Origin of the sequence: Mesorhizobium sp. L2C066B000 (assembly GCF_000502335.1) — a bacterium.
Taxonomy (GTDB): Bacteria; Pseudomonadota; Alphaproteobacteria; order Rhizobiales; family Rhizobiaceae; genus Mesorhizobium.
In genome coordinates, this window is sequence record NZ_AYWZ01000011.1 from 82,896 (window position 1) to 107,849 (window position 24,954).

Annotated in this window: 25 protein-coding genes; 16 read left to right on the top strand and 9 right to left on the bottom strand. The window is 62.1% G+C overall.

Annotation, left to right across the window (positions count from 1 at the left end; translation table 11 throughout):
• Positions 1-5: 5 nt before the first annotated feature.
• From X733_RS145160 to X733_RS145145, 4 genes are all read left to right on the top strand, one after another.
• Positions 6-782: an AAA family ATPase gene (locus X733_RS145160; protein WP_023693294.1), complete on the top strand. Its 777-nt coding sequence runs from the start codon at positions 6-8 to the stop codon at positions 780-782.
• Complete coding sequence (locus tag X733_RS145155) at positions 779-1,300, top strand: CoA-binding protein (protein WP_023669414.1); 522 nt, start codon at positions 779-781, stop codon at positions 1,298-1,300. Before X733_RS145160 ends, X733_RS145155 begins: the two co-directional genes overlap by 4 nt.
• Before the next feature lie 167 nt (positions 1,301-1,467).
• A complete protein-coding gene (locus tag X733_RS145150) occupies positions 1,468-2,748 on the top strand; it encodes an O-acetylhomoserine aminocarboxypropyltransferase (RefSeq protein WP_023693295.1) in 1,281 nt (426 codons plus the stop codon).
• Positions 2,749-2,889: 141 nt separating this feature from the next.
• Entirely contained in the window at positions 2,890-3,237 is a 348-nt protein-coding gene (locus X733_RS145145; protein WP_023693296.1) for a cupin domain-containing protein, read from the top strand.
• 20 nt (positions 3,238-3,257) lie between these two features.
• Here the strand turns inward: X733_RS145145 and X733_RS01000000166425 are convergent, their stop codons facing one another.
• The 4 genes from X733_RS01000000166425 to X733_RS145135 form a co-directional block, all read right to left on the bottom strand.
• Positions 3,258-3,785: a transporter substrate-binding domain-containing protein gene (locus tag X733_RS01000000166425; protein ID WP_280790547.1), complete on the bottom strand. Its 528-nt coding sequence runs from the start codon at positions 3,783-3,785 to the stop codon at positions 3,258-3,260.
• On the bottom strand, positions 3,670-3,921 hold the full coding sequence (locus tag X733_RS1000000171520) for a hypothetical protein (RefSeq protein WP_306413633.1): 252 nt from the start codon (positions 3,919-3,921) through the stop codon (positions 3,670-3,672). The genes X733_RS01000000166425 and X733_RS1000000171520 overlap by 116 nt, the downstream gene beginning before the upstream one ends.
• A 70-nt stretch (positions 3,922-3,991) precedes the next feature.
• Complete coding sequence (locus X733_RS145140; protein ID WP_023700520.1) at positions 3,992-5,239, bottom strand: cytochrome P450; 1,248 nt, start codon at positions 5,237-5,239, stop codon at positions 3,992-3,994.
• A gap of 107 nt (positions 5,240-5,346) precedes the next feature.
• Positions 5,347-5,937 (bottom strand): hypothetical protein, encoded by a 591-nt coding sequence (locus tag X733_RS145135; protein ID WP_023819362.1) that lies wholly within the window; start codon positions 5,935-5,937, stop codon positions 5,347-5,349.
• A 310-nt stretch (positions 5,938-6,247) separates the two neighbouring features.
• Between X733_RS145135 and clpP the strand changes: the two genes are divergently transcribed.
• From clpP to X733_RS145115, 4 genes are all read left to right on the top strand, one after another.
• The gene (gene clpP / locus X733_RS145130) at positions 6,248-6,877 is read left to right on the top strand and encodes an ATP-dependent Clp endopeptidase proteolytic subunit ClpP (protein ID WP_023682306.1); all 630 of its coding nucleotides are present in this window, start codon (positions 6,248-6,250) and stop codon (positions 6,875-6,877) included.
• A 295-nt stretch (positions 6,878-7,172) separates the two neighbouring features.
• Positions 7,173-8,447 carry an ATP-dependent Clp protease ATP-binding subunit ClpX gene (clpX, locus tag X733_RS145125; protein WP_023682305.1) on the top strand — a complete coding sequence of 425 codons (1,275 nt, stop codon included), beginning with the start codon at positions 7,173-7,175 and terminating at the stop codon, positions 8,445-8,447.
• Positions 8,448-8,721: 274 nt separating this feature from the next.
• Positions 8,722-11,133: an endopeptidase La gene (gene lon, locus X733_RS145120; RefSeq protein WP_023682304.1), complete on the top strand. Its 2,412-nt coding sequence runs from the start codon at positions 8,722-8,724 to the stop codon at positions 11,131-11,133.
• A gap of 196 nt (positions 11,134-11,329) precedes the next feature.
• The gene (locus X733_RS145115; protein ID WP_023669423.1) at positions 11,330-11,602 is read left to right on the top strand and encodes an HU family DNA-binding protein; all 273 of its coding nucleotides are present in this window, start codon (positions 11,330-11,332) and stop codon (positions 11,600-11,602) included.
• A 90-nt stretch (positions 11,603-11,692) separates the two neighbouring features.
• On the opposite strand, the gene X733_RS145110 is transcribed toward X733_RS145115, so the two are convergent.
• On the bottom strand, positions 11,693-12,715 hold the full coding sequence (locus X733_RS145110; protein WP_023669424.1) for an aldo/keto reductase: 1,023 nt from the start codon (positions 12,713-12,715) through the stop codon (positions 11,693-11,695).
• 184 nt (positions 12,716-12,899) lie between these two features.
• Here X733_RS145110 and X733_RS145105 point away from each other — a divergent pair, with 184 nt between their 5' ends.
• Positions 12,900-13,466, top strand: coding sequence for an SIS domain-containing protein (locus X733_RS145105; RefSeq protein ID WP_023819363.1), 567 nt, complete (start codon positions 12,900-12,902; stop codon positions 13,464-13,466).
• A gap of 3 nt (positions 13,467-13,469) precedes the next feature.
• Positions 13,470-14,213, top strand: a complete 744-nt coding sequence (locus X733_RS145100; protein ID WP_023819364.1) for a creatininase family protein — start codon at positions 13,470-13,472, stop codon at positions 14,211-14,213.
• Between the two features lie 231 nt (positions 14,214-14,444).
• Here the strand turns inward: X733_RS145100 and X733_RS145095 are convergent, their stop codons facing one another.
• The 3 genes from X733_RS145095 to X733_RS145085 all read right to left on the bottom strand — a co-directional run bounded on the left by X733_RS145095 (position 14,445) and on the right by X733_RS145085 (position 18,250).
• Positions 14,445-15,362 carry a carbohydrate ABC transporter permease gene (locus X733_RS145095; RefSeq protein ID WP_023669427.1) on the bottom strand — a complete coding sequence of 306 codons (918 nt, stop codon included), beginning with the start codon at positions 15,360-15,362 and terminating at the stop codon, positions 14,445-14,447.
• 9 nt (positions 15,363-15,371) lie between these two features.
• Positions 15,372-16,487 (bottom strand): sugar ABC transporter permease, encoded by a 1,116-nt coding sequence (locus X733_RS145090; RefSeq protein ID WP_023689462.1) that lies wholly within the window; start codon positions 16,485-16,487, stop codon positions 15,372-15,374.
• Positions 16,488-16,585: 98 nt separating this feature from the next.
• Positions 16,586-18,250 (bottom strand): sugar ABC transporter substrate-binding protein, encoded by a 1,665-nt coding sequence (locus X733_RS145085; RefSeq protein WP_023705031.1) that lies wholly within the window; start codon positions 18,248-18,250, stop codon positions 16,586-16,588.
• Positions 18,251-18,523: 273 nt separating this feature from the next.
• Between X733_RS145085 and ugpC the strand changes: the two genes are divergently transcribed.
• The 5 genes from ugpC to X733_RS145065 all read left to right on the top strand — a co-directional run bounded on the left by ugpC (position 18,524) and on the right by X733_RS145065 (position 22,851).
• Positions 18,524-19,579, top strand: a complete 1,056-nt coding sequence (gene ugpC / locus X733_RS145080) for a sn-glycerol-3-phosphate ABC transporter ATP-binding protein UgpC (RefSeq protein WP_023689461.1) — start codon at positions 18,524-18,526, stop codon at positions 19,577-19,579.
• 42 nt (positions 19,580-19,621) lie between these two features.
• Complete coding sequence (locus X733_RS145075) at positions 19,622-20,074, top strand: RbsD/FucU family protein (protein ID WP_023669431.1); 453 nt, start codon at positions 19,622-19,624, stop codon at positions 20,072-20,074.
• 4 nt (positions 20,075-20,078) lie between these two features.
• Positions 20,079-21,008 carry a ribokinase gene (gene rbsK, locus X733_RS145070; RefSeq protein ID WP_023819365.1) on the top strand — a complete coding sequence of 310 codons (930 nt, stop codon included), beginning with the start codon at positions 20,079-20,081 and terminating at the stop codon, positions 21,006-21,008.
• 272 nt (positions 21,009-21,280) lie between these two features.
• The gene (locus X733_RS01000000166430; RefSeq protein WP_196813751.1) at positions 21,281-22,036 is read left to right on the top strand and encodes an alpha/beta hydrolase; all 756 of its coding nucleotides are present in this window, start codon (positions 21,281-21,283) and stop codon (positions 22,034-22,036) included.
• Positions 22,037-22,215: 179 nt separating this feature from the next.
• The gene (locus X733_RS145065) at positions 22,216-22,851 is read left to right on the top strand and encodes an SGNH/GDSL hydrolase family protein (protein ID WP_023819366.1); all 636 of its coding nucleotides are present in this window, start codon (positions 22,216-22,218) and stop codon (positions 22,849-22,851) included.
• Positions 22,852-22,911: 60 nt separating this feature from the next.
• Here the strand turns inward: X733_RS145065 and X733_RS145060 are convergent, their stop codons facing one another.
• Positions 22,912-23,925: an NADP-dependent oxidoreductase gene (locus X733_RS145060; protein WP_023819367.1), complete on the bottom strand. Its 1,014-nt coding sequence runs from the start codon at positions 23,923-23,925 to the stop codon at positions 22,912-22,914.
• 92 nt (positions 23,926-24,017) lie between these two features.
• Between X733_RS145060 and X733_RS145055 the strand changes: the two genes are divergently transcribed.
• Positions 24,018-24,950, top strand: a complete 933-nt coding sequence (locus X733_RS145055) for a LysR family transcriptional regulator (protein WP_023819368.1) — start codon at positions 24,018-24,020, stop codon at positions 24,948-24,950.
• The last annotated feature ends 4 nt before the right edge of the window (positions 24,951-24,954 follow it).

Consider the following 24,954-nt stretch of genomic DNA (forward strand, 5'->3'; position numbering starts at 1 on the left):
TCCGCATGGGCTATCGCAAGCAACTGACCCGGCTTAAGGCGCCTTATCTCAAACGCATCCTGATTGACCCCGAGCGCGTGGAAGATTGGGACAAGTATCCCTGGAACCTGCCTCTGTTCCGCGGCCGCGAATTCGAGCTCGAATTCACCACGCCGATCACCATCATTGTCGGCGAAAACGGCACCGGCAAATCGACGCTGCTGGAAGCGATCGGCGCGCTGGCCGGTTACGACGAAGCCGGCGGCGGCAAGGGCTACATGCCCGTCGACCACTCCGGCGCCATCGACGAGAGTGGTGCAGCGCTTGCCGACACGTTGCGCGGCCACTGGCTGCCGAAGGTCACAGCGGGTTGGTTCTTCCGCGCCGAATCTTTTTACTCGGTTGCCCGCTATCTCGATCAGGCGGCGCTGGAATCTGGCGGGGCGCCGCCGGATTTCCTGTCCTGGTCGCATGGTGAAGGGTTCATCCGCTTCTTCGAGGAGCGCTGCCGCCGGCAAGGTATCTACATCCTCGACGAGCCCGAAAGCGCGCTGTCGCCATCGCGGCAGATCGAGCTGCTGAAGATGCTGCGGCGCATGGACCGGTCCGGCACGGCTCAAGTGATCATGGCGACGCACTCGCCGCTGCTGATGGCCTGTCCGGGCGCGCGGCTGTTCCGCATCAGCCGCTTCGGCCTCGACCCCACAGATTTCACCGATACCGATCATTTTCGCATGATGCGCGACTTCTGCACGGACCCGCAGTCCTTTATGGAGGAAGCACTGAGGGAGACCGACGAGTGAATCACGATAGCTACGACAATGCCTATATCGGCGGCATCCTCAATTCTGTGAAGACCATCGCCATGGTCGGCGCGTCGGCCAACGATGTCAGGCCGAGCTTTTTCGTGCTGAAATACCTGCTGGCCAAGGGCTTTTCGGTGTTTCCGATCAATCCGGGGCAGGCCGGCAAGGAAATCCTCGGCCGCATGACCTATGCCAGCCTTGCCGATCTGCCTGAACCGGTCGACATGGTCGACATCTTTCGCGCCTCCGCAGCGGTGCCCGGCATTGTCGATGAGGTGCTGAAGCTCGACCCCTTGCCGAAAGTCGTCTGGATGCAGCTTGGCGTGCGCGACGACGAGGCGGCCGCGCGTGCCGAGGCGGCCGGTATCAAGGTGGTGATGAACCGCTGCCCGAAGATCGAATATGGCAAGCTGTCGGGCGAGATCGGCTGGACCGGCGTCAACTCCGGTGTGCTTTCGTCGAAGAAGCCGCTGATGCGGTCGGGATTCCAGAGTTTCGGTGTGCGCCAGAAGTAAGGCAGTGAATGGTGAATGGTGAATAGAAGGATTTTCCTGGAAGCCGGGTAAAGCCGCATATGAGCGGCTTGCAATCAAGGTGGGACTGGCCGACTTTGCGACCACCATTCATCGCTCACCATTGACCATTTCATCATTCACACGTTTACCGCTCAGGGAGGTTTTCGATGACCCGCACGCCCGGTTTCAACACGCTCGCCGTCCATGCCGGCGCCAAGCCCGACCCGGCGACGGGCGCACGCGCCACGCCGATCTACCAGACGACCTCCTTTGTGTTCGACGATGCCGACCATGCCGCCTCGCTGTTCGGGCTGAAGGCCTTCGGCAACATCTACACCCGCATCATGAACCCGACCCAGGCGGTGCTGGAAGAGCGGATCGCGGCGCTCGAAGGCGGCACGGCTGCACTTGCCGTTGCTTCCGGCCATGCCGCACAGGTGATCGTGTTCCACAATCTCATGCGGCCTGGCGATAATTTCGTCGCCGCCACAAGGCTTTACGGTGGTTCGATCAATCAGTTCGGCCATGCCTTCAAGAATTTCGGCTGGGAGGTGCGTTGGGCCGACACCAACGACGTCTCCACCTTCGAAAGCCAGATAGACGACAAGACCAAGGCGATCTTCATCGAGAGCCTGGCCAATCCCGGCGGCACCTTCGTCGACATAGAGAAAATCGGCGACATCGCCCGCAAGCACGGCTTGCCGCTCATCGTCGACAACACGCTGGCCTCGCCCTATCTGGTGCGGCCGATCGAGCATGGCGCCGACATCGTCGTCCATTCGCTGACCAAGTTCATCGGCGGCCACGGCAATTCGATCGGCGGCGCCATCGTCGATGGCGGCACGTTCGACTGGTCGAAATCCGGCAAATATCCGATGCTGTCGGAGCCGCGCCCCGAATATGGCGGCCTTGTCCTGCACGAAACCTTCGGCAATTTCGCTTTCGCCATCGCCGCGCGCGTGCTTGGCCTGCGTGACATCGGCCCGGCGATTTCGCCGTTCAATGCCTTCCTGATCCTGACCGGGCTGGAGACCTTGCCACTCAGGATGCAGCGCCATTGCGACAATGCGATCACCGTAGCCGGCTGGCTGTCCAACCACCCCAAGGTCGCCTGGGTCAACTATCCCGGCCTGCCCAGCGACAAGAACAACGCGCTGCAGAAGAAATACTCGCCGCAAGGCGCCGGTGCTGTCTTCACCTTCGGCCTGAAGGGCGGCTACGACGCAGGCATCAAGTTCGTCGAGGCGCTCGAACTGTTCTCGCACCTCGCCAATGTCGGCGATACCAAGTCGCTGGTCATCCATCCGGCCTCGACCACGCATCGCCAGCTTTCCGACGAGCAGAAGGTCAAGGCGGGTGCCGGACCGGACACGGTCCGACTTTCCGTCGGCATCGAGGATGTCAACGACATCGTCGCCGATCTGGAACAGGCTTTGACCAAGGTTTGAATTTTTTTAGTGAGTAGTGAGTAGTGAGTAGTGAGTAGTAGTCGGTATTCACTAGTTAGCAGTGATTAGTGATCAGCCACCCGCTCGAGGGAGCGCTTTCCGCTCACTACTCACTAGTCACTAATCTGTTGGAGGCAAACCCTGTCCGCGCATTACTTGGCAATATCGACCGACAGCGTCGACGCCGAACATGGCGCCCCGGCGCCGGATCGTCTGATTGCGGGCGATCCGAAGTTCCGCACCTGGAATGTCGAGGAGCGCGATGGCCGCCTCTATGCCGGCATCTGGGAAGCGACGCCGGGCAAATGGCGCATCGAATATGACGAATGGGAGTTCTGCCACATCCTGTCCGGCGTCTCGGTGGTTGCCGAGGATGGCGGCGAGGCGCGCACGGTCCGGGCCGGCGACAGCTTCGTGCTCAGGCCAGGCTTCAGGGGCAGCTGGGAAGTGCTTGAAACGACCCGCAAGGAGTATGTGGTCAAGCTCTGATCTCGCGGCGCGCTTGGACTTCACAAAAGCCGATCGATGTCAGTGTCGGAAAAGCCGTATCCGCTCATCATCTCCCTGTGCCAGGGACTGCCAAGCAAATCACTGAGGCATAAGTCGACGCGCTGGAGCAGGGTGGCACTGCCTTTGGCGAGAGCGAAAGCGCCGGGCGCTGGCTGTTTTTCGACTGCCGGGACGTCGACGACGTCGAGAGGCGCGTCGGGTCGCCGGCTCAGATAGCCGCGATGCGCGAGCGCTACACTCGCATAGGCATGCACCACGCCGGCCGCGACGGCGTTAGCTGCTTCGGCCTGGGTGGCAAATATCCTTAGCCGTTCGGGCTGAATAGCGTTTTGCAGGGCCGTCCGGTGCTGGATCTGGCCCGATATGACGCCGATCAGCGCCGTCCGATCATTGGCGACGGACCGATAGCCATCAAAGGCGCGGGGATTGTCTTTCGCGACCAGCAATCCATCCGCCAGCATCCAGATCGGCCTTGTGAAGTCGACCAGCTTCCGGCGGTCTTCGGAAATGAACAGGCCGGTGGTCATGTCCCACCCCTTCGGCAAGCCCAGGCAGCAGCTCGGCAAACTCGGTCTCGATGGGCAAAAGTTCCAGCCCGAGCGTCAGGCAGACCCTCTTGGCCAGTTGGGCATCGCTGCCGCCCAGACGTCCCGATCCGTCGATAAAGCAGAAGGGGTGGTTCCTGTAGAAAGGCGAATCTCATTTTCTCGGGCATGCGTCGGCTCCGCCGTCCTCACAAGCTCACAGTGAGCTTTTCCAGCCCATGGAAATGATAGGTGTCGCGGAAGCGCGGCTGCTCCGCAAGATGGAGTTGCGGCTGCCGCTCGAACAGGGTTTTCAGCGACACCTGCAACTCCAGCCGCGCCAGCGGCGCACCGATGCAGAAATGGATACCGGCGCCGAACGAGACATTCTTCTGGTCTAGTCGGCCGGGCCGGAAGGCGCCAGGTTCGGCAAAGGCAAGCGGATCATGATTGGCCATGCCGAGCAGCAGGCCGATCGTCTCGCCCGGTTGTACGACAACCCCCGATGTCACCTCGACCTCCTGATAGGCGTAGCGGGTGAACATGTGCAGCGGCGCGTCGAAGCGCAGGCACTCCTCGACCGTTGCAGCGGTTGCTTCCGGCGAGGTGAAGAAACGGCCGGGGTCGCCGCCTTGCGCCAGCAACGTGCGCACGGCGTTGCCGGTTTGATGGACGGTCGCCTCGTGGCCGGCATTGAGCAACAGGATGGCGGACGAGACCAACTCGTTTTCCGACAGCTTCTGGCCATCCTCTTGCGCCACGATCAGCAGCGATAGCAGGTCGTCGCCAGGCTTCTTGCGCCGCTCGGCGACATAGCCGCGCAAAAAGTCGGAAAAATCGCGCGCGGCGCGATTGGCCGCTTGCTCGGTCTCGCGCGTCCGGCCATGCATGTACATGGCCACCATCCGGTGCGACCAGTCGAGCAGTTGCGGCCCCATTTCGACCGGCACACCGAGCATTTCGGCAATGATGGTGATCGGCAAAGGTGCGGCGAAGCTGGGCAATAGATCGACGTGGCGCGGTTCGAAACGGTCGATCAGCTCATTGGCCAGCGCCTCCACGCGCGGCCGCAGCCGCTCGACCTGGCGCGAGACGAAGGCGCGGTTGACCAGGGTTCTGAGCCTGGTGTGCACCGGCGGCTCCAGCTCCAGCATCGAATTGCTCTCGATGCCGTCGAAAGCGGCCAAATGCGAGCGATCCTCGCCGATGCCGCGGCTGTCGGGAATGCCGGCCGGGTTCTGGCGGCCGAAGCGGCGGTCGCGCAACAGCCGGTTGACGTCGTCGAAGCCGCCAAAGCACCAGGAGCCGAATTCCTCCCAGAAGAAGGCATTCGATGCGCCATGCAGGACGGCATAGGCGTCGTAAGGGTTCTGGAAAAACGCCGGTTCGTGCGGGTCGAGCCGCAGGCGGCGCGTGGCTGGATCAAAGGCGAGGTAGGGCGGCATGGATGTGGTCATGCCAGACCATTACCGCGGCTTGCCGGCTTGGTGCCAGACCGGATGTTGGCACCCGACGGCCCTATGGATTGAGCCAACCGAGGCGGACCTCGGCGAAGTACCGAAGTCTAATCCTCGCAATGCCGGGCAATATGCACGCGGCGCCAGCTGGTCGAGCCTTCCTGCACCACCACCCGGCGCGCCATCCTCTGGTATGACGGCGCTATCTGGGTGACGTGCCGCCGCTCGGGCCGCACCAGCACTTCATGGGCGACGCTCTCATATTCGGCCGGCAGCACAACCCGGCGGGTGCGCTCCGGTTCAACCACCACCGTTTCGGCCACACGCGCGTAGCGGGCCTTGCGCCACACCTTGCACAGCACCTTGCGGCCGTGGATGACGCGCCATTCCCAGGCATAGCCGCCATCGTCGACCTGGACCGTGCGGTAAACGGTGCGGGTTCTCGCCGGTACGATGTCATAGGTGACTCGGGGCGGCGCGATCTGCTCGACGCGCTCGAGCGTGCCGTAGATCGGAGGGTCGTAGTCGACCAGCTGCCCGCCGGGGCTGACCATGACGTCTTCATAGACGGTGTCATAGAGCGCCGGCCTGTGCACCGGCTCATAGCATTCCGCGGCCCGGCCGCCGGCAACCGCATCGGACACCATGCCGAGACCGGCAAGGCCGGCAATGGCGAGGCAAGCAGTTTTCCTGATCATGGCACTCCCCCTGTTTGAACCCGAAACGTGAGGTTCAATGTTGAATTGTAGGGGAAGGTTCTCCAGGGGAAAGCGGTTTCGCCGCATTTCGTTAAGCGACGCGGTTAAGGAATTGCTACACCGCAAAAACGCCGCTGGCCGCGTTCGGACTTTCCCTTGCGCGGAAACCTTGATTCGACTTAACCAGATGGCTAGGAGGAGGCGGCCTTGCGCTAGGGTGAGCCGGCATCCTATTTACATTCTAACCGTCAAGAACCGATTCTGCCCGATGTTCCGGCGCCGGAATCCCCATCTCCAAAAAGGGTAGTCCATGAAGAACCCCGTCGAAACCTACATGAACCTCGTTCCGATGGTGGTCGAGCAGACCAATCGCGGCGAGCGGGCCTACGACATTTTCTCGCGCCTGCTGAAAGAGCGCATCATTTTCATCACCGGCCCGGTCGAAGACGGTATGGCGACGCTGGTTTGTGCACAGCTTTTGTTCCTCGAGGCCGAGAACCCGAAGAAAGAGATCAATCTCTACATCAACTCGCCGGGCGGCGTGGTGACCTCGGGCATGGCGATCTACGACACCATGCAGTTCATCAAGCCGGCGGTGTCGACGCTGTGCATCGGCCAGGCGGCGTCGATGGGCTCGCTGCTTCTGACCGCCGGCCACAAGGACATGCGTTTTGCCACGCCGAACGCCCGTATCATGGTTCACCAGCCTTCCGGCGGTTTCCAGGGCCAGGCCTCCGACATCGAGCGGCATGCGCAAGACATCATCAAGCTGAAGCGCCGCCTCAACGAGGTCTACGTCAAACACACCGGCAAGAGCTACGAAGACATTGAAAAGACGCTTGACCGCGACCATTTCATGACAGCCGACGAAGCCAAGGATTTCGGCCTCATCGACAAGGTCATTTCGTCGCGCGAGCCGGTCGAAGGCGCTGCGGCATAATCGCTGCATGGCAGTTGGGTGGCGGGATAACGCGCTTTTGCTGGGATTTGCGGCATTTCGGCCACAATTGGCTGTTCCCTCGGTGGATGGGATTGCCTACGTTAAGGCTATGTTGATTTTCGACGGCTTAGCTTTGTGCAGGGTTGGCGCGAATCATTGCGACGTTTTCTGATTTGTGTTTCGTACGGAATGCGTTGCGGGAGCCGGGACACTGGCGGCGGCGAATTCCCGCGATAGATAGAATATGCGCCCTTTCAGCCAGACCATCGGCGGGCGGCCATGAAAGGACAGGAAAATGAGCAAAGTCGGCAACAACAGCGGTGATTCGAAGAACACGCTTTATTGCTCGTTTTGCGGCAAAAGCCAGCACGAGGTGCGCAAGCTGATCGCCGGCCCAACGGTGTTCATCTGCGACGAGTGCGTCGAGCTATGCATGGACATCATCCGCGAGGAGAACAAGACCTCGATGGTGAAGTCGCGCGAGGGCGTGCCGACCCCGCAGGAGATCCTGAAGGTTCTCGACGACTATGTCATCGGCCAGCCCTACGCCAAGCGCGTGCTGTCGGTGGCGGTCCACAACCACTACAAGCGCCTGGCGCATGCCGGCAAGAACAACGACGTCGAATTGGCGAAGTCCAACATCCTGTTGATCGGCCCGACCGGTTGCGGCAAGACGCTGCTTGCCCAGACGCTGGCCCGCATCATCGACGTGCCCTTCACCATGGCCGACGCGACGACGCTGACCGAAGCCGGTTACGTCGGCGAGGACGTCGAAAACATCATCCTGAAGCTGCTGCAGTCGGCCGACTACAATGTCGAGCGCGCCCAGCGCGGCATCGTCTACATCGATGAAATCGACAAGATCTCGCGCAAGTCCGACAACCCATCGATCACCCGCGACGTGTCGGGCGAGGGCGTGCAGCAGGCGCTTCTGAAGATCATGGAAGGCACCGTTGCCTCCGTGCCGCCGCAGGGCGGCCGCAAGCATCCGCAGCAGGAGTTCCTGCAGGTCGACACCGCCAATATCCTGTTCATCTGCGGCGGCGCCTTCGCCGGGCTGGACAAGATCATCTCGGATCGCGGCAGGAAGACTTCCATCGGCTTCGGCGCCATCGTGGCTTCGCCCGAGGATCGTCGCACCGGTGACGTGTTCCGCCTGGTCGAGCCCGAGGATCTCTTGAAGTTCGGCCTCATCCCCGAGTTTGTCGGCCGTCTGCCGGTCCTGGCGACGCTGGAAGACCTCGACGAGCCGGCGCTGATCCAGATCCTGACCGAGCCGAAAAACGCGCTGGTCAAACAGTATCAACGGCTGTTCGAGATGGAGAGTGTCGACCTGACCTTCCATGAGAATGCGTTGTCGGCGATCGCCAAGCGCGCCATCGAGCGCAAGACCGGCGCCCGTGGCCTGCGCTCGATCATGGAAGCAATCCTGCTCGACACCATGTTCGAACTGCCCGCTCTGGAAGGCGTGCGCGAAGTGGTGATTTCGGAAGAAGTGGTGACCGGCAGCGCCCGGCCGCTCTACATCTATTCCGAGCAGAAGGAAAAGAAGGGCAACGTCAGCGCCTGATCTGGCATCTGGCCTAACCTTTTTATGGAACGGCGCCCGCGGGGCGCCGTTTTGCTGTGGTGAGGTACCGATCCTTGTAACGGAGTGGATGAACGGACCGTGTCGACCCTTGATCTTTGCCCACCGTGCATCCAACTAACACTGGAAGGCCGAGGTGCCGAATTCTGTGCTGTAAAACTCCCGTCACAAACGGTGGTAGGCGGAACGATCCCCGGTCGTTAATATGAGATTCGCGGTTGGCTCAATTAGCGGCCGCGACATGAAAGGTTGGACAATGGCCAAAATATCCAAGGCTCCCAGCGACGGCGTCTTCGCAGTCCTCCCACTGCGCGACATCGTGGTGTTCCCGCACATGATCGTTCCGCTCTTTGTCGGGCGTGAAAAGTCGATCAAGGCGCTGGAAGAGGTTATGGGTCAGGAAAAGCAGATCCTGCTTGCCACCCAGATGAATGCCGCCGATGACGATCCCGAGCCCGATGCGATCTTCGACATCGGCACGCTCGCCAATGTGCTGCAATTGCTGAAGCTGCCCGACGGCACCGTCAAGGTGCTGGTCGAAGGCGCTTCGCGTGCCAAGATCGTCTCGTTCACCGACCGTCCGGACTTCCACGAAGCTACCGCCACGGCGCTGGTCGAGCCGGAGGAGGAAGAGGTCGAGGTCGAGGCGCTCGCCCGTTCGGTCGTCACCGACTTCGAAAACTACGTCAAGCTGAACAAGAAGATCTCGCCTGAAGTGGTGGGTGCCGCCAGCCAGATCGACGACTATTCCAAGCTCGCCGATACGGTTGCTTCGCACCTCGCCATCAAGATCCCCGAGAAGCAGGAGATGCTGGCCACGCTGTCCGTCAAGGAACGGCTGGAAAAGGCGATGGGCTTCATGGAAGCCGAAATCTCCGTCCTGCAGGTGGAGAAGCGCATCCGCTCGCGCGTCAAGCGCCAGATGGAGAAGACGCAGCGCGAATACTACCTCAACGAGCAGATGAAGGCGATCCAGAAGGAGCTCGGCGAAGGCGAGGACGGCCGCGACGAGGCCGCCGAGATCGAGGCGCGCATCAAGAAGACCAAGCTCTCCAAGGAGGCCCGCGAAAAGGCGGAAGCCGAGTTGAAGAAGCTGCGGACGATGTCGCCGATGTCGGCGGAATCGACCGTGGTGCGCAACTACCTCGACTGGATCCTGTCGATCCCGTGGGGCAAGAACTCCAAGGTCAAGCAGGACCTGGCGTTTGCGCAGAACGTGCTCGACACCGATCATTTCGGCCTCGACAAGGTCAAGGACCGCATCGTCGAGTATCTCGCCGTGCAAAGCCGCCAGAAGAAGCTGAAGGGGCCGATCCTGTGCCTCGTCGGCCCTCCCGGCGTCGGCAAGACCTCGCTCGGCAAATCGATCGCCAAGGCGACCGGCCGCGAATTTATCCGCATGGCGCTTGGCGGCGTCCGTGACGAGGCCGAGATCCGTGGCCACCGCCGCACCTATATCGGCTCGATGCCCGGCAAGGTCATCCAGTCGATGAAGAAGGCCAAGAAGTCCAACCCGCTCTTCCTGCTCGACGAGATCGACAAGATGGGCCAGGACTTCCGCGGCGATCCGTCATCGGCTTTGCTCGAGGTGCTCGATCCCGAGCAGAACTCGACGTTCATGGACCATTACCTCGAGGTCGAATACGACCTGTCGAGCGTGATGTTCGTGACGACGGCGAACACGCTGAACATCCCTGCGCCCCTGATGGACCGCATGGAGATCATCCGTATCGCCGGCTACACCGAGGACGAGAAGATCGAGATCGCCAAGCGTCACCTGATGCCCAAGGTGATCCGCGATCATGCCCTGCAGCCGAAGGAATTCTCCGTCGGCGAGGACGCGATCCGCGGCATCATCCAGACCTACACCCGTGAAGCGGGCGTCAGAAGCCTGGAGCGCGAGCTGATGAAGCTCGGGCGCAAGGCGGTGACCGAGATCCTGAAGACGAAGAAGAAGACGGTGAGCATCACGGCGGCGAACCTCGCCGATTACCTCGGTGTTCCGCGCTTCCGCTTCGGCCAGGTCGAGGCTGACGATCAGGTCGGTGTCGTCACCGGTCTTGCCTGGACGGAAGTCGGCGGCGAGCTGCTGACGGTCGAAGGCGTCATGATGCCCGGCAAGGGCCGCATGACGGTGACCGGCAATCTGCGCGACGTGATGAAGGAATCGATCTCGGCGGCGGCCTCTTATGTCCGCTCGCGGGCCATCGATTTCGGCATCGAGCCGCCGCTGTTCGACAAGCGTGACATCCACGTCCACTTGCCCGAAGGCGCCACGCCGAAGGACGGTCCGTCTGCAGGTGCTGCCATGGCGACAGCCATCGTGTCGGTCATGACGGGGATTCCGGTCCGGGCCGATGTGGCGATGACTGGCGAGATAACGCTTCGCGGCCGCATCTTGCCGATCGGCGGCCTCAAGGAGAAGCTGCTCGCAGCACTGCGCGGCGGCATCAAGAAGGTGCTGATCCCGGAAGACAACGCCAAGGATCTGGCGGAGATACCGGACAATGTGAAGAACGGTATGGAGATCATTCCGGTCTCACGTGTCGGCGAGGTTCTGAGGCACGCGCTGGTGCGCATGCCGGAGCCGATCGAGTGGGTCGAGCCGGTCAATCCGCCGGCTTCCACCGATACCGTTGACGATGCTGGAAAGTCGCTTGCACATTAGAAACTACTAAAGTTGCAGTGCACAAAGAGAGAGCCGGGCCTTGAGCCCGGCTTTTTCATGTGAAAAACCCACCTTTTCCGGGCTTTTTTCAACTTATTTCCGGCTTTTTGACTTGGGTTTGCGAGCGCTTCTTTCTAAAGTCCCTCTCCTGCCGGATGAGTCGAAAGTTCCGGTTTTCTCATGGAAGGGAATTTTTATGAACAAGAACGAACTGGTTTCCGCTGTCGCTGAATCCGCGAGCATTTCGAAGGGTGACGCACAGTCGGCGGTTGAGGCGGTGTTCTCCGTCATCACTGGCGAACTGAAGAAGGGCGGCGATGTACGGCTCGTCGGCTTCGGAAATTTCACCGTCTCCAAGCGTGCGGCATCGACTGGCCGCAACCCGCAGACTGGCGCGGAAGTGAAGATTCCGGCGCGTACCGTGCCGAAGTTCTCGGCCGGCAAAGGCCTCAAGGACGCGGTCAACTAAAAATTTTTCAGAGAATGTTGAAAAGCCGGGTTCGCCCGGCTTTTCTTTTGCCTCGATGGCGGCAGGCCGTCAGCCCGCTGAGGCGAGCCTTCAGCCCACCGGCGCATCCGCGCGCATCAGGCCTTCCTGCTTGAGGTCCGCCCACAGCGCCGCAGGCAGCTTGGCATCGAGCAGGGCGCGGTTGCTTTCGACTTCACTCGGCCGCTGGCCGCCGGGGATGACCGACACCACGGAAGGGTGCAGCAGCGGAAACTGCAGCGCCGCCTCGATCAGCCTGACGCCATGGCGCTGGCAGACGGCCTCGATGCGCCCGACGCGATCCATGATGTCCCTTGGCGCCTCGGAGTAATTGTAATAGGCGCCTGGCTTCGGCCCGGTCGCCAGGATGCCGGAATTGTAAGGACCGCCGAGAACGATGCCGATGCCGCGTTGCTCACAGAGCGGCAGGAAGGTGGCAAGCGCTTCCTGTTCCAGCAGCGTGTAGCGCCCGGCCAGCAGGAACAGGTCGAAGTCGCCACGCTCCGCCAGCGTCTGGCAAACCTCCCATTCGTTGATGCCGCCGCCGAAGGCCTTGATCACGCCCTGGTCGCGCAGCGCAACCAGTCCGTTGTAGCCCGAGGCCATGAATTCCTCGATGCGCTGGTCTGACGCCTCCTTGCTGCCATGGGTGAAGATGTCGAGGTCATGGACGAAAAGGATGTCGATGCGGTCGACGCCAAGCCGTTCCAGCGACGCCTCGAACGAGCGCATGACGCCGTCGTAGCTGTAGTCGTAGACCTCCTTGCGCGTCGGTGTGTCGAAGAACTTGCCGATGCCGGTTCGTTCCTCCGGCGGGCAGGCGCGCAACAGGCGACCGACCTTGCTCGACAGCACATAATCGTCGCGCTTCCTGCCGCGCAGGAAGGCATTGAGCCGTGTTTCGGCAAGGCCCAGGCCATAGAGCGGCGCGGTGTCGTAGTAACGGCAGCCGGTCGCCCACGCCGCCTCCAGCGTGGCGTTGGCATCCGCGTCGGGGACGGCGCGGTAAAGGTTGCCGAGCGGCGCGCTGCCGAAGCCAAGCTCGGTGAAGTCCAGGCCGCCATTGCCGATGCGGTCGAAATGCCGTGTCTTCATGTCTTGCTGATTTCCTGGATTGATTGTCTGACATGACACTATCACGCCGCTGGCTCAGCAAAAGCCGCCATGGCCGTTGGACAGGCATTTTCGCGGTGATAGCATGAACAAAAACAAGCCTTTTTCCGAAAGCGCGCAACCCGAAATCACCGGCCACAAACCCAGCCGGACAGATGGGACTCTCATGACGAATGCCAGCTCGGATATGTTTTCGACCGCCCTGCAAGAGCTGGGCGCCGTACTGGCGCGCGTCGACGAAGCCGGCATCGACACCGCCTGCGAAACCCTGGCCCGCGCGCAAAAGATCGTCGTCTATGGCTGCGGCCGCGAGGCCTTGCAGCTCAAGGGTTTCGCCATGCGCCTCTATCACCTCGGGCTTGAGGTGTCGGTGGTCGGCGACATGAACACGCCACCGCTTGGCCCAGCCGATGTCTTCCTGGTCAGTTCCGGCCCGGGCGAGACGACGACGGTGCTTACCTTGATGCAAGTCGCCCGCCAGGCCGGCGCCACCGTGCTTTTGCTCACCGCCGAGGCAGGCAGCAGTGCGGTCGCGCTTGCCGACTTCACCTTGCTGATCCCGGCGCAGACCATGGCGCGCGACCAGGGGCCGCAAAAGACATCGCTGCTGCCGATGGGCTCGGTCTTCGAAGGGGCGCTGTTCCTGCTGTTCGAGGTGATGGTGCTGAAGCTCAAGGCGCTGACCGGCCAGTCGTCCGAGACCATGCGCGCCCGCCACACCAACATGGAATAGATCATGCGCTACGAACTGATGCTGCCGCACCAGATCCGCAAGGCGATCGCCGAGAATTGGCCGGTCGCTCTCCCGCTCGGCGTGCTCGAATATCACGGCGAGCACATGGCTGTCGGCATGGACACGCTGGCCGTCGTCAAGACGCTGGAGCTCTACGAGAAGGAGGCCGACATCGTCATCCTGCCGGCTTTCTACTACGGTGCGGCGAGCTATGTGGTGGCAGCACCCGAAGGCAACGGCTCGGTGCAGGTCGGCGGCAACCAGCTGGCGCCGTTCGCCGAAGAATTGTTCTACAGCCTGCTGCGCATCGGCTTTCGCAACATCAACGCCATCATCCACCACCAGACCGAGAACTTTGCCGCCGGCATGCCAACCGATCTCGCCTTCAAGGCCGCCGGCCGCCAGGCGATCTTCCGCTTCCTCGAGAAGCAGCGCGGCGAGGGCTGGTGGGGCTCAGACGAAATGGCCGATTATTATGCCGGGCACGCCGCCGGCGAGAATTTCTTCAACTGGGTGCAGGTGCACCCGCTCATGTCGGCTGCCATGAACGGGAAGTATCCGTTCGATCACGCCGGCATCGGCGAGACGTCGCTGATGCTGGCGCTGTGTCCGGAAGCGGTCGATGCCGGGCGGTTCGCGGACAATACAAGCTGGTACACGGCGAGTGCGCCGGAGGCCTCGGCGGAGCTGGGGCGAAAGGGTGTGGCGATGATCATGGATCACCTGAGGGCGATATTGGGGCGCTAGCAGACAAAGTCGCTCTGTAGCGATCCTTCACACCCCCTCTGTCCTGCCGGACATCTCCCCCGCAAGGGGGGAGATCAGATGTCATTTCCGCTTTCGCCAATCACCTACGTCGCAAGAAAAGCGATGCAGCCAAAGCTGCCGATCTCCCTCCTTGCGGGGGAGATGGCCGGCAGGCCAGAGGGGGGTGCTGTCCCGCCGAGGTCAACAGTAGAGGGGCACGCCGCCTCTCGCCTACTTCACCGCCCCCGCCGTCATGCCCATGATCAGATAGCGTTCAAGCGCAATCCCGATGACCGCCAGCGGTGCGATCGCGGCGGTGGCAAGCGCCGCCATCGACCACCAGTTGATGCCTTGCGAGCCGGTCTGGCTCGCCACCATCACCGGAATGGTCTTGGCGTCGGTCGACGTCAGGAGTGCCGCAAAAAAGTACTCGTTCCAGCACAGCACCATCGCCAGGATGAAGGCGGCGACCATGCCCGGCAGCGCAATCGGCATGACGATGCGAAAAAAGGCGCCCCAGATCGAGAGGCCGTCGACCAGCGCTGCCTCCTCGAGCTCGACCGGGATCGAGTTGAACTGGTCGCGCATGATCCAGATGACGATCGGCAGCACCATCAGCGTGTAGAGCAGGATCAGGCCGATGCGTGTGTCGAGCAGACCGACTTCCCGGTAAAGCACCAGGAAGGGCAGGGCCAGCACCACCGGCGGCAGGATCAACTGCGACAGGAAGAAGAAGGAGATGTCCTCGTTCTTGAACCAGGCGAACTGATAGCGGTACCGGGTCAGCCCATAGGCGGCGAGGCTGCCGATGACGATGGCGAGGCTCGAAGCGCCGACCGAGGTGATGACCGAATTCATGAAGCGCTTGAAAAACTCCTCCCGCACCGTCGAGGTCTGGAATATCGAATCCGGCGACAGGCCGAGCGAGCGCCAGCCCTTCCAGTCCGGCTGGAAGTCGACGAACGGGATGAGGTGTCCTTGCGTGACGTCGACCGCGGTCTTGAACGAGGTGGTGATCGTCCAGTAGATCGGGAACAGGCAGATGAAGGCCCAGAACGCCAGCGCGCCATAGATGAAGATGCGATTGGCCAGAAAACCTAGCGGTGAGCGGATTTCCGAGGCAGCATAGTCGGTGGTCTGGACGCTCATTGTGCCTCGTCAGTTCACGTTGCGCACGAAGCGATTTGCGAATTTCAACAGCCAGGTCACGAACACGACGATGATGACGAGATAGGCCATCGCCAGCATGGTGCCGTAGCCGACATTCGAACGGTCGCGGTATTCGCGGTAGATGAAGCTCGACACCGAATCCGTGGCGCCGCCGGGCCCGCCGGAGGTCACGGTGATGATGATGTCGGCGAGCTTCAACTTGAAGATGATGCGCAGGATCACCGCCGTGACCGACACCGGCAGCATCAGCGGGAAGGTGACCTGCCAGAAAGTCTGCCAGGGCGTGGCGCCATCGACGCGCGCCGCTTCCAGCACGTCGCGCGACATCGCCTGCAAGCCGGCCAGCAGCATGATCATCATGAACGGGATGAAGGTCCAGGCGTCGAGCACCATGATCGAGATGCGGGCGGTGATCGGGTTGGAGAAGAAGGCGGGGTTTTCCCAGCCGAGATGGCGCGCCAGCGTCGCCGCCGGCCCGAAACGGTATTCCATCAGCGATTTGCCGATCATCCAGGATACCGCGACCGGCGACAGCATCAGCGGCATCAGGAAGACGACTCGAAAGAATTTGCGCGCCCGGATCTGCGCGTTGAGCAGCAGCGCCAGGCCGAAGGCAATCACATACTCAACCAGCACGGCGAGCACATAAAGCACCATGTTGAACAGCGCGTTGCGGTAGTAGGGATCGGCCAGCATCTGCCAGAAATTGTCGAGTCCGTTGAACTTGCGGCCGGAAAAGGACGACAGGTTCCAGTCGGTCAGCGCGATATAGAAGCCGAACAGCGTCGGGAAGATCACCATGGCGATGGTGAACAGCAGCGCCGGCAGCAGGAACAGCGCGCGCTGGCCGTCCTCGCCGCGCGTCAGCACCTGGCCGATGCCGAGCGCCACCCCCCACAGAACATAGGCATAGACGATGGGACGCCAGGTCTCGAAGCCGAGCGTGGTGATCTCGTTCTTGTAGAGGATCTCAAACGCGATCACCGCCAGCAGGCCAAGCGTGGCGGCCGCCATCAGGGCAAAACCCGCCCGCTTGCGGGCCGGCGAGATCAGATCGGCTGGGCCGGCGTTGGCCGGCCATGCATTGGTGGTCTGGTCAGCCACGCGTCCCCGTCCGTTTAAAAAATCAAGCCTGCGACCGGCCCGAGCCGGTCAGGTCCGGCGGCTTGCACCGCCGGACCTGTTGTCACGATAGGATCAGCCTACACGCCGAGCGAGGCCTTGTAGAGCTTGATCTGGTTTTCGCGGCCGATCTGGTCGGTCAGCTTCTCCCAGGCCGCGGCAATGGCGTCGGCGCCTTCCTGCGCCTTCATCTTGCCGGCGAATGTGTTGGCCAGAATGTCCTCGGCAGCCGAATAGTACTGGAAGATGCCGGGGATGCGCGGTTCGATCGCCGCGTTCGGATGGTTGTAGCTGTCGGCTTCCGACTTCAGATACGAGGTGATGAACGCCTCGTCGTAGCCTGCCGCCACCCATTCGGGAATGTCGAAATGCGAGTTGCGGTAGGGCTGGAAGCCGGACGGATACATCGCCGTCCAGATTGACAGGTCCTTGCCGCCGAGATGAGCGGCGGCCGACCATGCCGCTTTTTTCTTCTTTTCGTCCGTATCGACGCGGGCCATGACATAGACGCCCCAGCCGAGATAGGCACAGTTTGGCGCATAGTTCGGGCCGCTGGCGAGTTTGTCCCAGGCGCCGGTCTTGGCATTGTAGACGTCGTCGGATCCCGGCAGGATCGAGAAGCCGGTGACGTCGCCGATGACCGAGCTATCGTTGGTCTTGACGTTGGAGCCGACGTCGCCCCACCAGGTGACCATTGAACCGGTGCCGGCCAGGAACTGCTGGAAGGCTGTCGTGTTCGGGTCGGCGTTGATCTGGTCGGCGGGCTCCGACGGCAGCGCGTCGATGACGTCCTGGATGGCGCGCACCCAGGCCGGATTGTTGATGCGCGGCTTCATCGTGTCGGCATCGAACAGCCAGGCCTTGTCGTCGGGATGCTTGGCATAGGCGGTGGCGCGGCTGCCGAGGAAGTAGAAGCCGAAACCGCCCCAGGCCTTGGGCGCATCGAGATAGCCGAAGACGTCCTGGTCCTTGAACTTCTTGCCCTTGAGGAATTTTGTGACGGCCTGGACTTCCTGCCAGGTCTTCGGCACACCCCATTCGGTGGTCGCACCGCCGTCCTTCCACGCCTTGGCGAGGTCGGCATCGGCAAAAACGTCGGTGCGGTAGTTGAAGTTGTGCGCATCGCCATCGACGGTGATCCGGTACTGCTTGCCGTCCCAGGTGCCGACCGGCGGCTGCAGGTAGGCCACGACATCCTTCATGTCGATCTGCTCTTTGACCCAGTCGGGCATCTCGGAGGTCAGGCCCTTGCCGCAGACATCGCCTTCGAAGGGCGCGCCCATCTCGATGATGTCGAAGTCGACGGTGCCGGTGGCGATCGACTGCTGCAGGCGGGCATTGTAGTCGGCCTGCGCCAGGTCGATCCAGCTGATCTTGGCGCCGGTATAGGCCTCCCACGGCTTCAGGAAGCCGCGGAACAGCACATTGTGCAGGTTCTGGTTGTTGAGGCCCATGAAGGTGAGCTCGACGCCGGCGAATTCGCCTTCCTTGACATTGGCCTTGGTGGCTTCCAGGCAGAGTTCGCCTACCTTCTGGAAGTCGGCATCCGTCGGCTGGCCTTTGCCGACGCCGGGGATCTGCAGAATTTTGGAGCGTAGCTCGCTGGCGGCTTCAGCCGGGCGGGTGAAAGCGCCGAGCCCAGCGCCCGATGCGGCGGCAATCGCGGCCATCGAGGCCGCGCCTTTGAGTATGTCACGCCGGGTGGCACCCGCGCGGACGAGTTTTTCGTACAGACCGACTCTCATCTATTCCTCCCAGAACAACAGTCGTGAATTAAAATGCCAATCCCTCCGACGCCGAAACGTCGGCGGTTCTCCTTTATCATACGGGGACGTGGGACCCCACCCTGCGTCGCCTGGAGCTCCGATTTTCGGATAAAAATCCGACTGCCGGATTGGCAACAGCTAATATTTGCGTAATCGATTACCTTGTCAACACGAATGGCTTTTTATCGATAACATACCGACTTGCCCTTGCCGTTGGCAATGGCTAGCTTCACCGCGAGAAAAGGGGGGACGATGGCTCAAGTCGCGATCAGCAATGTGGCCAAGGCGTTCGGAACCGTCAAGGTCCTGCACGAGGTCAGCGTCGATATCGCCGATGGCCAGTTCGTGGTGTTGGTCGGCCCGTCGGGCTGCGGCAAGTCCACGCTGCTCAGGATGGTGGCCGGGCTGGAGACCGTCTCCGGCGGCACGATCGCCATTGGCGAGCGCATCGTCAACAATCTGCCACCGGCCAAGCGCGACATCGCCATGGTGTTCCAGAACTACGCGCTCTATCCGCACAAGACGGTGGAGCAGAACATGGCGTTCGCGCTGAAGCTGCGCAAGACCGATCCAGCCGTGGTCGCCGAGCGGGTCAAGCGCGCCGCCGACATTCTCGACCTCAATCCGTACCTGAAACGTTATCCGCGCCAGCTCTCCGGTGGCCAGCGCCAGCGCGTCGCCATGGGCCGCGCCATCGTGCGCAATCCGCAGGTCTTCCTGTTCGACGAGCCGCTCTCCAATCTCGACGCTAAGCTGCGCGTCCAGATGCGCACCGAGATCAAGGAACTGCACCAGCGGCTGAAGACCACCACCATCTACGTCACCCACGACCAGATCGAGGCCATGACCATGGCCGACAAGATCGTCGTCATGCGCGATGGCCGTATCGAGCAGGTCGGCGCGCCATTGGAATTGTTCGACCGGCCGGCCAATCTGTTTGTCGCCGGCTTCATCGGCTCGCCGTCGATGAACCTGCTCAAAGGCGTGGTGCGCAAGGGCGACAAGGTCGAGATAGCAGGCACGCTGTTCCCGGTCGCGGCCGGCAGCGCCGCCAAGGAGGGCCAGGCCGTGGTCTATGGCGTGCGGCCCGAGCATCTCGAAATCCATCCCGACGGCGTGCCGGCAAAGATCTCGGTGGTCGAACCCACGGGTTCCGAAACGCTGGTCTTTGTGCGCTTCGGCGACAGCGGCGAGATGGTGGCGCTGTTTCGCGAGCGCCACGACTTCAAGCCCGGCGACACGCTCAATCTCAAGCCGCGCCTCGACCAGGTCCATCTCTTCGACGCCGAGACCGGCAACCGGCTCTGATTTCCAATCGACTTTGACCAAACCTGTTTGACGAGGACTGCCATGCTCAAAGGGATCAACCCATTGCTCAATGCCGATGTGCTCCAGGCGCTCAGGGCAATGGGACACGGCGACGATCTGATCATCGCCGACACCAATTTCCCCGCCGATTCGGTGGCAAAGCAGACCGTGCTCGGCAAGCTGCTGCACATCGACGCCTCGGCGGCCGATGTGGTCAAGGCGGTGCTGTCGCTCTATCCGCTGGACACTTTCGTCGACGATGCGGCCGCGCGCATGGAGATCGTCGGCAAGCCGGACGAGATCCCGCCGGTGCAAAAAGAGGTGCAGAAGGAGATCGACAAGGCCGAGGGCAAGGCCTGGCCGATGATCTCGGTCGAGCGCTACGCCTTCTACGAGCGCGCCAAGAAAGCCTATTGCGTCATCCAGACCGGCGAGCGCCGCTTCTATGGCTGCTTCGCCTTTCGCAAGGGCGTCGTGCCGCCGGACGCCGAGTAGGGCCATGGCGTCGGGCAAGCCTGTCGTCATTCTGGGCGTTTTCGTCGCCGACACCGCTTACCGGGCCGATCGACAGCCGCGCATGGGTGAAACCATTCTTGGTAATTCCTTCAAGCTGGGACCGGGCGGCAAGGGCTCGAACCAGGCGGTGGCGGCAGGCAAGCTCGGCGCGGACGTCACCTTCCTGACCCGGCTTGGCGTCGATGCTTTCGCCGACATGGCCAAGGCGACCTGGGCAGAGGCGAGCGTCAAATCCGCCGTCATCGAGACGCCGCAAAGCTATACCGGCGCGGCCTATATCTTCATCGAGGAGACAACCGGCAACAACGCCATCATCGTCAGCCCGGGTGCGGCGATGCTGATCTCGTCTGAAGACATCGAGGCCAATGCCGGCCTGATCCGTGGAGCCGGCGTCTTCGTCACCCAGCTCGAACAGCCGATCGACGCGGCACTGCGCGCACTCGAGATCGCGCGCGGGGCAGGGGTGACCACCATTCTCAATCCGGCGCCGGCGGCCAAGCTGCCGGACCGCATCTACACGCTGTGCGACTATGTGACCCCCAACGAAACCGAGGCGGAGGAACTGACCGGTATCAAGGTTTCTTCGATCGACGACGCTCGCCGCGCCGCCGACAGCCTGCTCAAAAAAGGCGTCGGCTCGGTCATCATCACGCTCGGCGAAAAAGGCGCGCTGCTGCACACGGCCGCTCGGTCCGACCATGTCCCGGTGGTCAATGCCGGCGCAGTGGTCGAAACTACCGGTGCGGGCGATGCCTTCAATGGCGGCCTGGCCGCCGCACTCGCCAAAGGCGTGGAGCCGCTGCAAGCCGTCCGCTTCGCCTGCGCCGTCGCCGGCATTTCGGTGACAAGGCCGGGTACGGCGCCCTCCATGCCGACGCTGCAGGAGGTCGAGGCGCTGCTGGCCAAGGGGTGACGTCGTTGCGGGAGAGACCGAATTCAGATCCGACCGGATCTGAATTTCCACATGCAAGACCATGTTCTAGACGATTATGTCACATTTCTCCTGAGGAGAAATGGCGCGAGTGACGGGGCTCGAACCCGCGACCTCCGGCGTGACAGGCCGGCGAAAACGCCTGATTAATCAACGAATGGTTTCAATTCCTCACGCTCTCGAATTTGCGGGAAAAAGCGCGAAATTGAAACTTGCTTATCAGAACTCCTCGTCAACTCCGCGAGATATTCACTTTGATCGACGCATCCGCTGCTGCCAGCCTAGCGGCTGGACCGGGACAGACTGCTCCCGGCGACTTCTGGATCGGCTGGAGACGGCAGATCGATGCGCTCGCTTCCGCCGGATTCCGGGTCATCGTTCCCGACCAGAGGGGCTACAACACCAGTGACAAGCCGAAAGCCATCCGTGAATACACGCTCCCGAAGCTCGTCGGCGATGTCGTTGCCATCGCCGACGCGCTCGGCATCGGAAGGTTTCACCTCGTCGGTCATGACTGGGGCGGTATCGTCGCCTGGGCCGCAGGCGCAAAGCTGCCGCACCGCCTGGAAAGGCTCGTCATCCTGAACGCGCTCCATCCCGAGGTGCTGCTTGCCCATTCCTTGCGATCTCCGACCCAGTTCCTGCGGAGCAGCTATGCGGCCTTCTTCCAGCTCCCCTTGCTGCCGGAGGCTTTTCTGGGGGCAGGGCGCTCGGCTCTGCTGGCACGGGCGCTCATCAAATCCAGCCGAACAGATGCCTTCACGGCGGAGGAAATCGCAGAGTATCGGCAGGCCTGGGAACGGCCGGGGGCGCTAACCGGCATGCTCAACTGGTATCGGGCGCTGCGCTTCCGCCCAAGCCTGAAGGAGCGGATCACGACGCCGACCCTTGGTACTGTGGGGGATGCAGGACCAAGCTCTGGAATATGGCCTGGCCGAGCGCAGTCTGGCCCTTTGCAACGATCGGGGCCTGCAGACGTTCGAGAAGGCGACGCATTGGGTACAGCGTGAAGAGGCCAGCGCGGTGAATGCCGCGCTTCTGGCGTTCCTGGACGGCTGAGATGCCGTTCCGTTCTGTAGGTGGCCTGACTCGCCGTGATCTCCTGACCGTGCTCGCTGCCGCGGTCACAACCCACCACCTTACCTCCTCTGCTGATGCAGCATTGGCAGAGGCCTCAACGGAGCATCCGATGCCACACGTCGTCCTTCTCGGGGATTCGATCTTTGACAACGCTGCCTATGTCGCGCGCGGGCCCGACTTAGTGCGACAGCTGCGGGAGCGCTTGCCGGAGGGGTGGCGTGCAACGCTAAACGCCGTCGACGGCGCCGTCACAAGCGGCGTCGAGCGGCAGCTTGAACGGCTCCCCCAGGATGCTAGCCATCTTGTCGTCAGCGTCGGTGGCAATGATGCTCTTCGTCATGCAGGGATTCTGGAGCAGGGGGCCCGTTCGGTGGCCGAGGTTCTGGACAGGATCAGCGATGTCCGGGAGGAATTCGAGCACGACTACTGTACGATGCTCGAGGGGGCGCTGGGCCAAAACCTACCCACCGCTATCTGCACGATCTACCAGGCGCGCTTTCCCGACCCACAGCGTCGTAGACTTGCCGCAACTGCCCTGACGGTCCTCAACGACGTCATCACCCGGGCGGCGTTCTCGCGCGGTTTGCCGCTCGTCGACCTGCGCTTGGTATCGAATGAGGACGCGGACTTCGCCAATCCTATCGAACCGTCAGTGCAAGGCGGCGCGAAGATCGCGGCAGCCATCGCGGCACTTGTAGTCGAGCACGATTTAGCCGGACGTCGGTCGGTGGTCTTCGTCGGCTGAACGGCGTAATCCCGCCCGACCGTCTGCACTCCCGATGGTCGGGCGACTGAAAGCAACAATTCAGACGGCCAGCACGATCTTGCCTTGAATACTGCCGTCGGCGGCGCGCTCATGTGCGCGCGATGCCTCGGCCAGCGGTAATGTGCTGTCGATGACGACACGCACAAGGCCCTCGTCGAGCAGGCGGGCGGCTTTTGCCAACTGCGCGCCATTGGATCGAACCTGTGTGGATGAGACCGTGATCCCCAGCCTCTCTGTCTCTTCGTGACCAGCGAAGCCCAGTGGGTTGACCAGGAACAGCGCGCCGCCCGGCTTCAGAACATGGAAGAAGCGCTCCATGTCCGCGCCGCCCACCGCGTCGAGGACAAGGTCGACGTCTCGGACGACATCTTCCGCCGCGGTTGTCTTGTAGTCGATGAATTGATCCACGCCGAGATCGCGCATCAGCGCCTCGTTCTTGGCCGATGTCACCGCGATGACGCGCGCGCACCGCCATTTCGCCAACTGGACGGCCAGATGCCCGACACCGCCTCCGGCACCATTGATGAGCACCGTCTTGCCGTCGAGGGGCACCGGCTCATGCGGTAAGGGCTGGAACGGATTCGGCTCGTCGTGGCCAAGTTCGATCAAGAACTGCCATGCCGTCAGAAGCGACATCGGCGCACCAGCCGCATGAATATGGTCGATGCCGGCTGGTTTCAACGCAACATGCGATGCCGGCACACTGACATAATGCGCGTAGGCATTGCTACCCGTCATCAAGTTATCGGGGAAGCGAACCATTGCGTAGACCTCGTCACCGATGCTGAACTCAGCGACGTCAGCGCCAACCGCTTCAATGACGCCCGACACGTCCGTGCCGAGAATCAGTGGGAAGGACGCGTTGGGTCGCCATTCTGGCGGCAGTGCGCGATAGCCATCCCGCAGATACCAGTCGGGCGGATTAAGCCCGGCCGCCTGGACTCGGACAAGCACCTCGCCGGGCTTCACACCCGGCCTAGGCGCGTCTTCGTACACCAGCATCTCGGGACCACCGAATGCGTGCAGACGGACTGCCTTCATCTTATCGCTCATTGGTGAAATCTCCGCTCATCCATGTCATTGGAGCGAATCTAGCGGCATGACCGCCGGTTGATAATCGGTGCCGATGGCGGCTAAGTAATGCCATGGTGGAACATATCACTTTGGATCGGCTCACTGGCATCATCGCCTTCGCGCGTGCGGGATCGCTGGGCAGCTACACGGCAGCGGCGCGCGCGCTGTCGATTTCCCCTTCGGCGGTCAGCAAGAGCGTCCAGCGGCTCGAGCGGCATTTAGGAGTGTCGCTGTTTACCCGTACAACGCGCTCGCTCACCTTCACGCCCGAAGGGCGCGACCTGCATGAGCGCGCGCTGCGTCTGCTACGCGAGGCGGAGGAAATAGAGCAGGCGGCAATGACCGCGCGCTCCGAACCATCGGGCACGTTGCGCGTGGCCGCGTCGCTGCCGATCGGACTGCATCTGATCGCTCCGGCTTTACCGGCTTTCCGTCGGCTCCATTCGAACCTGATCGTCGATCTCAGGCTGGGTGACCAGATGGTGGACATGATCGAGGAAGGGATCGATGTCGCCATACGCATCGGTGATCTGGCTGACACCCGGCTACTATCACGCAAGATCGCACCCCATCGGCTTTGCTGCTTCGCCTCGCCAGCCTATCTCGAGGAACGCGGCACACCGACCCATCCCGATCACCTGGAAGGGCACGACACCGTCAACCTTCGATATCAGAGCACAGGCCAGGCCTTTCGCTGGCCCTTCCGGATTGGCGACCGTGAAATCGAGATCGTGCCCAATTCCGGTGTGGTCGCCGATGCCAGCGATGCCGTGCTCATCATGCTGGCAGCCGGCGGTGGGATAGGCATAGGCGCCTCCTTCATGGCGGCTCCCTATGTGAAGCGCGGCGAACTGGTCCCAGTGCTGTCCACGTTCGCGGTCGAGCGAAACAATGTCACCGTGCTCTGGCCGGCAAGCCGACGCGCCAACCCCGCCGTGCGCGCCTTTCTGACCATGCTCGACGCCGCTTTCACTCTGCGAATGGCAGCTTCAAGCATCGACTGATCAG

Excerpts from the sequence above, each read along its gene's own strand:
- X733_RS145115 (WP_023669423.1), top strand. The coding sequence starts at position 11,330 with ATGAACAAGAACGAACTGGTTTCCGCTGTCGCTGAATCCGCGAGCATT.
- X733_RS145055 (WP_023819368.1), top strand. The coding sequence starts at position 24,018 with ATGGTGGAACATATCACTTTGGATCGGCTCACTGGCATCATCGCCTTC.
- X733_RS145160 (WP_023693294.1), top strand. The coding sequence starts at position 6 with ATGGGCTATCGCAAGCAACTGACCCGGCTTAAGGCGCCTTATCTCAAA.
- rbsK (WP_023819365.1), top strand. The coding sequence starts at position 20,079 with ATGGCGTCGGGCAAGCCTGTCGTCATTCTGGGCGTTTTCGTCGCCGAC.
- X733_RS145105 (WP_023819363.1), top strand. The coding sequence starts at position 12,900 with ATGACGAATGCCAGCTCGGATATGTTTTCGACCGCCCTGCAAGAGCTG.
- clpP (WP_023682306.1), top strand. The coding sequence starts at position 6,248 with ATGAAGAACCCCGTCGAAACCTACATGAACCTCGTTCCGATGGTGGTC.
- lon (WP_023682304.1), top strand. The coding sequence starts at position 8,722 with ATGGCCAAAATATCCAAGGCTCCCAGCGACGGCGTCTTCGCAGTCCTC.
- X733_RS145150 (WP_023693295.1), top strand. The coding sequence starts at position 1,468 with ATGACCCGCACGCCCGGTTTCAACACGCTCGCCGTCCATGCCGGCGCC.
- X733_RS145095 (WP_023669427.1), bottom strand. The coding sequence starts at position 15,362 with ATGAGCGTCCAGACCACCGACTATGCTGCCTCGGAAATCCGCTCACCG.
- ugpC (WP_023689461.1), top strand. The coding sequence starts at position 18,524 with ATGGCTCAAGTCGCGATCAGCAATGTGGCCAAGGCGTTCGGAACCGTC.
- X733_RS145065 (WP_023819366.1), top strand. The coding sequence starts at position 22,216 with ATGCCACACGTCGTCCTTCTCGGGGATTCGATCTTTGACAACGCTGCC.
- X733_RS145060 (WP_023819367.1), bottom strand. The coding sequence starts at position 23,925 with ATGAGCGATAAGATGAAGGCAGTCCGTCTGCACGCATTCGGTGGTCCC.
- X733_RS145085 (WP_023705031.1), bottom strand. The coding sequence starts at position 18,250 with ATGAGAGTCGGTCTGTACGAAAAACTCGTCCGCGCGGGTGCCACCCGG.
- X733_RS145110 (WP_023669424.1), bottom strand. The coding sequence starts at position 12,715 with ATGAAGACACGGCATTTCGACCGCATCGGCAATGGCGGCCTGGACTTC.
- X733_RS01000000166425 (WP_280790547.1), bottom strand. The coding sequence starts at position 3,785 with ATGACCACCGGCCTGTTCATTTCCGAAGACCGCCGGAAGCTGGTCGAC.
- clpX (WP_023682305.1), top strand. The coding sequence starts at position 7,173 with ATGAGCAAAGTCGGCAACAACAGCGGTGATTCGAAGAACACGCTTTAT.
- X733_RS145140 (WP_023700520.1), bottom strand. The coding sequence starts at position 5,239 with ATGACCACATCCATGCCGCCCTACCTCGCCTTTGATCCAGCCACGCGC.
- X733_RS145100 (WP_023819364.1), top strand. The coding sequence starts at position 13,470 with ATGCGCTACGAACTGATGCTGCCGCACCAGATCCGCAAGGCGATCGCC.
- X733_RS145135 (WP_023819362.1), bottom strand. The coding sequence starts at position 5,937 with ATGATCAGGAAAACTGCTTGCCTCGCCATTGCCGGCCTTGCCGGTCTC.
- X733_RS145075 (WP_023669431.1), top strand. The coding sequence starts at position 19,622 with ATGCTCAAAGGGATCAACCCATTGCTCAATGCCGATGTGCTCCAGGCG.